Origin of the sequence: Enterococcus sp. 3H8_DIV0648, from assembly GCF_002140655.1 — a bacterium.
Classification (GTDB): Bacteria; Bacillota; Bacilli; order Lactobacillales; family Enterococcaceae; genus Enterococcus_A; species Enterococcus_A hulanensis.
In genome coordinates this window covers 203,870-210,182 of sequence record NZ_NGLG01000001.1, presented here as the reverse complement: position 1 = coordinate 210,182, position 6,313 = coordinate 203,870, and the positions used below count along the sequence as shown (strand labels likewise).

Below are 6,313 nucleotides of genomic sequence, written 5' to 3'. Positions count from 1 at the left end.
GTCTACCACTCCCTCAATTTTCATTCCATTATTAGCATATAAATCATTCATCAATAGGGAACTTATTTCACCATTGACATCTAATACTTCAAATGAATTGATTTTAAATTGCGCATCCTCATTCGCAGTCCACGTCTTCGTTCCATCTTCATTCTCAACAACACGAGTTTGTTTCTCTTTAGTTTCCGACGTTTTTGTTTCGTCTTCTGTTTTCCCTGTATCATCGGTCTTTTCTTCAGGTGCTTCTTCTGTTTCAGCAGTCGCTTCTGGAACAGCTTCTGTCGTTGCTTCAACGGTTGGTGTTGTTTCTTGAACGTCGTCTAAGCTTTTGGCTTTAACTTCTTCACCATCGCCTGGATCAACATTCTCTGTTTCTGCCGCAAGGACCATATGTGGTACCAATGGTGCGCCGACGGAACCGACGATCATCGCTCCGGCTACCCCGCCTTTAACTACCCAATGCTTTTTCACTTTGTGCATTTTGTACTTCTTTATCGGCTCGCGACGATAAATGATTTTCTTTTCATTGCTCATGTGTAATAACCCCTTCTTTCTAACCTTTATCAAAAAGTTTCTTGTTGCCATGAATATGAGTCTTTTGACTACTTGTAAAAATAGTCAAAAAAATTAATCAAGCCGCTTAAGAAGTGCTCTTGATCATCGATTCGCATCCGGAATTTGTCATGCCGTGTGTAGAACCCATGCACGATTCTTTCTGGACGCTTCATAAACATTGCCATTTCAGGAAACATTACCCCCTTTTCAATCTCGATTTCAGCACGTTTTACGGCAACTTGTCGCAAGCGCCAAAAATCTATTTTGGAAACAAATTGAGTAAACTCGCCTTGTTTAAAATAGCTCGTTTCTTGGACCTTATCGGTCATTTTGATCGCTGCCATCAATAGCTCCAACAGTGTCGGGTAGGCAGTGTCGCGAAATTCAATGAAGTTCATATTCTCAAAAGCATTCTTCAATCCAAATTCGTAATACTTTTTGTCATTCAAATATAAGAGAATCTCATTGGTGGCATAGCTTAACCAATGGTCATGGTAGCGTTCGTATTTTTTTTCAACGAAACGATCAAACAGTTTCTTCGCTAACTGTAGATGACGCTCGTCCTTAGTAATCGCGTAGCCGCGTAAAATGCTGAAAACTGCTTCCCCATCGTAATAAATGATGTTGAATTTCTTCTTGGTCTCTAGCTGATCATCTAAGATATGGGTGGTTTCCCCATCTTCATTGACGAATCGATCATCGATTCCTTGAATCAGTTGATTGATAATGCTCTGATACTTATTATTCCCAGTAATCGTTTGGAACTTCGCCATCGCAAGAATCGCTAAAGCCTGAGCACCTAACTTGATCGAAATTCCAGAACGCATTTCTTCCTGTACATACTGCGCGCCGTCTTTTTCCATTAGGAGATGTTTGACGCCCCAATCCAGTGCTTGTTCCGAGCGTTTCAATTCTTCCTTTTTCCCTAAGTATTCCTGCGCTTCTAACAGCGCATAGACACTAGAGAAATGACGGACGGAATTATAGCCTGTGATCTCATAGTTATAGGTTGGGTAATAGCCATAAATGAATTGACCGGAATCCTTTATTTGCCGATAAAGGAAGTCCTCGCCATATTCAATGGCATGATCGATCTGCTTTGGTAAAAGTCCAAAGTTCGTTTCTCGAATCCCTTCTTGATCCCGCTTTGTTGACAGCTTGATCCATTCACCAGCTTCAAAGTAGAAGCCCTGTGTCGTGAATAAGTAGAAGGTCTTTTGCTTCAATTTGTCTTTTAATGGTGCATTGTATTTTCTTTGTACATAGCTTTCTAGGTTCGGCATATTGATAGATAATTCTGGATTATTGAAGCCGACCTTGTGATTCTTCGATGGGCGAATCAAGGCGCTTCCCATGATTTCCTCGCCTAAAAACGCTGTGCGGAACTTCCGATCGAAGGCGATCCCTGTGCGGAAATAATTGTTCCGCTGCACTAAGGACAACCGCTTCATTAAATCTGCATAGCTGTATTCTTCGATATGTGTTACTGCATCTACACGGATATTTGCTGCATCGGCTTTCACTAATTCCTGCTTCAGCCAATCTAGGCAGTCTTCCAATGTCTCTCCGCGAACATTTTTGACTTTTGCGCGTTCTTTTCCGTTAGACACAGAGAGGAATAGATGCTTTTGTTTCGTTTCGATTGACACGAGTTTTAGTTGTTTGGCTAGTTTTTCAATACTGACTTCTTTCACAGATACTCCCCTTACGCTAATTTTCTATTGCTTACCATTTGCCTCGTTGAGCGCCCCAGGTCTTTTTGATCGGCATACTATTTTTTCCAACACGATCAGGATGATCATTAGTGTCCGCTTCCCACGGGTACAAACCGTCTTCATCCTTTTGATAGGTGGCTTCAATCAGTGCATCTTCTTCTTCCTGCGTGATTTTCTTTCGCTCATGCCGGACCTTCAGATAGCTGATCGTCATCATGGCTACCATGAGAACAAAGACATATCTTCGTATTTTGATCTTTGCCAAGAAGTCGAACACTCCTATTAAGAAATCGAAATTCATACTGCGCTCTCCTCCTAGCCGATCCGTTTCGATGTTAATTTCATTACATTGTTTGGCTGCTCTTCATTCGTCGGCTGATTCAACAGCTGATTTTCTTCGATAAATTCATCGAGTCCGTCCGCATATTTTTGGATCAGCTTGCTGCGCAGTGTTAAGAATTCCTGCTTCAAGACTTGTGCTTCTTTGGCCACTCGTTCTTTGTTTGCCAGCATGTCTTCACATTGCAGCTCTAGTTCGAAGTACTCCATCTTCTTATTGGCGATTTGCGTATTGAGATGTTCCTGCTCACTCATCAATTCCCCTAGTTCAATCTGAACATTCAATAGATGATTCATCTTGGTACTCTCTGCTTCTTGCAATAGACGAGCGCTCTTTTGTTCTGCTTGTTCCATGAGCAGCTTCGCTTCAGCTTGTACAGCATCGGCTGTAATTTGAGCCAGCTCTTTCATTTTTTCCAATTCTTGAATTTCTCGTTCAAATTCCTTTAGCCGTTCGTTCTCACCCATCAGCTGCTCATATTTTTCATTTAGCTGGTGAATCGTCCCTTCACGCTCTTCGATGAGTCCCTGCTTCTCCTCTAGTTCATGCTGATAGACGACGATTTCACTTTCTTTGACCTGATAGGCTTCATAGTCTTCAACGACGTGCTTCATGAAATCTTTGACATCTCCGGCCCGATAGCCGAATAGTCGGCGGCGAAATGTTAGACCTCGGATATCCAGTGGTTTAAAATGCATCGGCGCTTCCCTCCTCCTCTTTTTTAATGGTTTGGTTCATCGGTTAAATCCTCGTAATTCTCACGAATCACATTCATCAATCGCACATACTCCTGTTTGACGGTATCGATGGAAGCTACGATCATTCGTTCACTGCCGATCAATTCAGAAAGACTGGTCACGACTTCTGAACTAATTTCTTTGCGCTTTTGCTCCAGCTTTCTCACCTGCTCTTCGTAATAACGATCCGCATGCATCAGTTTTTCTTGGGCTTCTTCCTTCGCCTGCTTCTCAATTCGCAAGGCTACTTTTTGTGCCAGCGATAAGGCAGTGTCTTCATTTAAGTTATTTGAGACGCTTTCCGTTTGAAGCGAAGTGATCTGCTGCTTCAAGGCTTGGTTTTCTTGCTTGAACTTCTCAAGTGTTGCTGCATCTGCCGCTTTTTGCTCTTCTAGTTTTTTCAGCAGCTCCTGCTTTTCTTGCTCAGCTTCTTCTGTTTCCTGTTTGCTTTTCTCCAATTGACGCTGGTATGAACCGTAGTCTTTGGCGACATAGATCAGAAAATCATCGACATCTTTTTTCTTATATCCCATTGCACCACTTGGGAACGTTAGATTCTTGATTCCTTCAACATCAAATTTCATAACATTTCCCTAAAACAGAACTGATGCAGGATCAATTAGTTGGTCTTGACTCAAGGAAGCATCACGACACACCTCAAGATGCAAATGAGCCCCCGTACTGTTTCCGGTACTTCCCACATAACCAATAATCTGCCCTTGTTCGACCTGATCACCGGCTTTTACGACATATTGTGACTGGTGCGCGTACAATGTCGTCATGCCATCTTCGTGCTCAACCACTACATAGTTCCCCCATGAATAATGAAACTCCGCAACCTTGACTGTCCCAGCTTTACTAGCATAGATAGGTTCGCCTTGAGCTGCCGCCATGTCTAAACCTCGATGGAATTCCGCGCCTCTTGCACCAAACGGACTAGAAATCGTGTAATTTTCTACTGGAACCGCGAAGCCTTGAGCACTAATCTCTGCTTCAGCTTTTTCCTTGTCATACTCTGTTAAGTCGTATGTCTCGATTAAGCCATTCAGCTTTTGGTTATAAGAAGTGTCTGTCGCATAACGACCTGTTAAGAACTTCGTCGCATCTTCATAGGTTTCTGCATTGGCTTTCCAAGCACCGCTATAGTAATCACTGCTGCCGGATAGACCTTCCTTCATCAACTTGGCATAGTCTTCAAAGCTTTCTTCATAATTTTCATAGGCTCTGAACTCCGCTTGAATTGTAGTCATGTTGCCTCCGCCAGTATCTTCTTGGGTATTGAAGGTCGCGCTCTTGCCGTTATAGCTCCCTTTGATCCCGAATAGATTGTAGTTCTGTGCTTGAGCTAACTGACTGGTTCCGCTGGCAGATTCCAAAATTGCTTGAGCGATCATCACTGATGCATACAACTCTTCCTTTTGACCGATCTTGCGAGCAGGCTCTCCAATCTTCTTGATGAAGCTTTCTACTGACTCATCCTTTTCAAAATGAATCGCTCCGTCACTTGCTTCCGTCGTTGAAGGAACGAGATTCGTAATAGGCTGTGTCTCTACTTGGCTGACGATCGGTTGTTCCACAGGTGCTGGCGTTGGCTCGGCTGTTGCCGCTTCCGCCTGTTGCGCTTTTTCTTGTGCAGGTTGTGCTGGTTGTGCTTCTTTAGTCGTTTCATTTGGTTTTGTTGGTTCGACTGGTTTTGCTGGTTCCGTTGGCTTAGTCGGTGTTGTCGGATTCACCGGCTTGCTTGGTTCGGTCGGTTCCGTTGGTTTGACTGGATCAGTCGGTTCAACAGGCTGAGTCGGTTCTTCTGGATCAACAGGATCTATTGGATTCACCGGATCAGTTGGTTCTGTCGGATCAACGGGTTCTGTCGGCTCGGTCGGTTCCGTTGGTTCAACCGGTTCGGCCGGACTTTCCGGAGTCGTTGATTCCGTAGTAGTTGACTCATTCGCTGTCTGTGTTTGTTCAATCGTTGGCTCATTGTTTTCAGCCGATACTTCCTCAGCTCCAAAAGCCACTGGCGCGCTATTTAATAAAATCGAAGCAGACCCAATCAAAGTAGTCGCTCCTTTTACTCCTGTTTTTACAAATTCCGGCTGCTTTCTTTTTGAACGATAGACTGTTTTCAAATGCCGTTGATAGTATTTCTTCTTTACCAAATTAAACTCACCCTTCTTTGCCGTTGACATTTTCCATTGATTGGTTGTTGATCTGATCAAACTGAACCGTTACCCCTGGCTCATCTAAGGCGATCTCGCTTACTTCATAAGTTAGTCGCTTAACTAACAGAAAGAGCGGCATCAATAACTCATCCAGCTCTTCCTTGGTTAGATCCTCTTGAGATTCAATTCTGCGGTCCTTAAATAGATTGACTTGACCTAAGCTTCCTGAGATCACGAACTCTTCAAAAACCATGTCAAAATCTAACCGAATTCCCAGAGTACTTGTATTGTCCTGATCCGCAGGATACGCTATCCTTAAAGGAGTTATGTGTATTTTGAAATTGGTTTCATACTCCTCGTATTCTTCTTTTGCTTGATAGTGAAAAGAGTTCACTTTGGGCTTATACCGTTCAATGTTCATAGAAACCTCCCGTTGTTTTCTGTTTCAAACTCTAAAAAGGTAACAACAATTGTTTTTATGTAACAAGTAAATAATTCATTACAAACAAATTGAATTACCATTTCAAATTATTTTGTCATTAATCAATTACTAGAAAAATTATCAAAACATGTAAAAAAAGAGCCTATTTGTTCTTGGTCTTGCAAAAAACTAGAAAAGCACTCAAAACCCTTCTACATTAGGGTTTTGAGTGCTTTTTGACGACGAATGACGGCTTATGAATGAAGTAGATAAAATAACCAATTCTTTTTCTTTAAAAAATATTAAATATAATAAGAATTACGTCAGATTGAATGGAAGTAGCAAACGAAGTAAGCGCTTTCTCAGAAAGTAAAAAAAGAATACCC

The 6,313-nt window shown here is 42.3% G+C and carries 7 protein-coding genes; all 7 read right to left on the bottom strand.

Going from position 1 to position 6,313, the window contains the following annotated elements; translation table 11 throughout:
* Window positions 1–534 (bottom strand): hypothetical protein (locus A5875_RS23475; protein ID WP_176244582.1); only part of this gene is annotated, 534 nt, incomplete at its 3' end.
* 68 nt (window positions 535–602) lie between these two features.
* Window positions 603–2,249 carry a hypothetical protein gene (locus tag A5875_RS01020; RefSeq protein ID WP_088931887.1) on the bottom strand — a complete coding sequence of 549 codons (1,647 nt, stop codon included), beginning with the start codon at window positions 2,247–2,249 and terminating at the stop codon, window positions 603–605.
* 31 nt (window positions 2,250–2,280) lie between these two features.
* Window positions 2,281–2,571, bottom strand: coding sequence for a hypothetical protein (locus tag A5875_RS01015; RefSeq protein ID WP_088931886.1), 291 nt, complete (start codon window positions 2,569–2,571; stop codon window positions 2,281–2,283).
* 14 nt (window positions 2,572–2,585) lie between these two features.
* Window positions 2,586–3,308: a DivIVA domain-containing protein gene (locus A5875_RS01010; RefSeq protein ID WP_088931885.1), complete on the bottom strand. Its 723-nt coding sequence runs from the start codon at window positions 3,306–3,308 to the stop codon at window positions 2,586–2,588.
* Between the two features lie 23 nt (window positions 3,309–3,331).
* A complete protein-coding gene (locus A5875_RS01005) occupies window positions 3,332–3,931 on the bottom strand; it encodes a DivIVA domain-containing protein (protein WP_088931884.1) in 600 nt (199 codons plus the stop codon).
* A 9-nt stretch (window positions 3,932–3,940) separates the two neighbouring features.
* Entirely contained in the window at window positions 3,941–5,503 is a 1,563-nt protein-coding gene (locus tag A5875_RS01000) for a glucosaminidase domain-containing protein (protein WP_242551260.1), read from the bottom strand.
* A gap of 7 nt (window positions 5,504–5,510) precedes the next feature.
* Window positions 5,511–5,927 carry a DUF1149 family protein gene (locus A5875_RS00995; protein WP_088931882.1) on the bottom strand — a complete coding sequence of 139 codons (417 nt, stop codon included), beginning with the start codon at window positions 5,925–5,927 and terminating at the stop codon, window positions 5,511–5,513.
* Window positions 5,928–6,313: the final 386 nt, after the last annotated feature.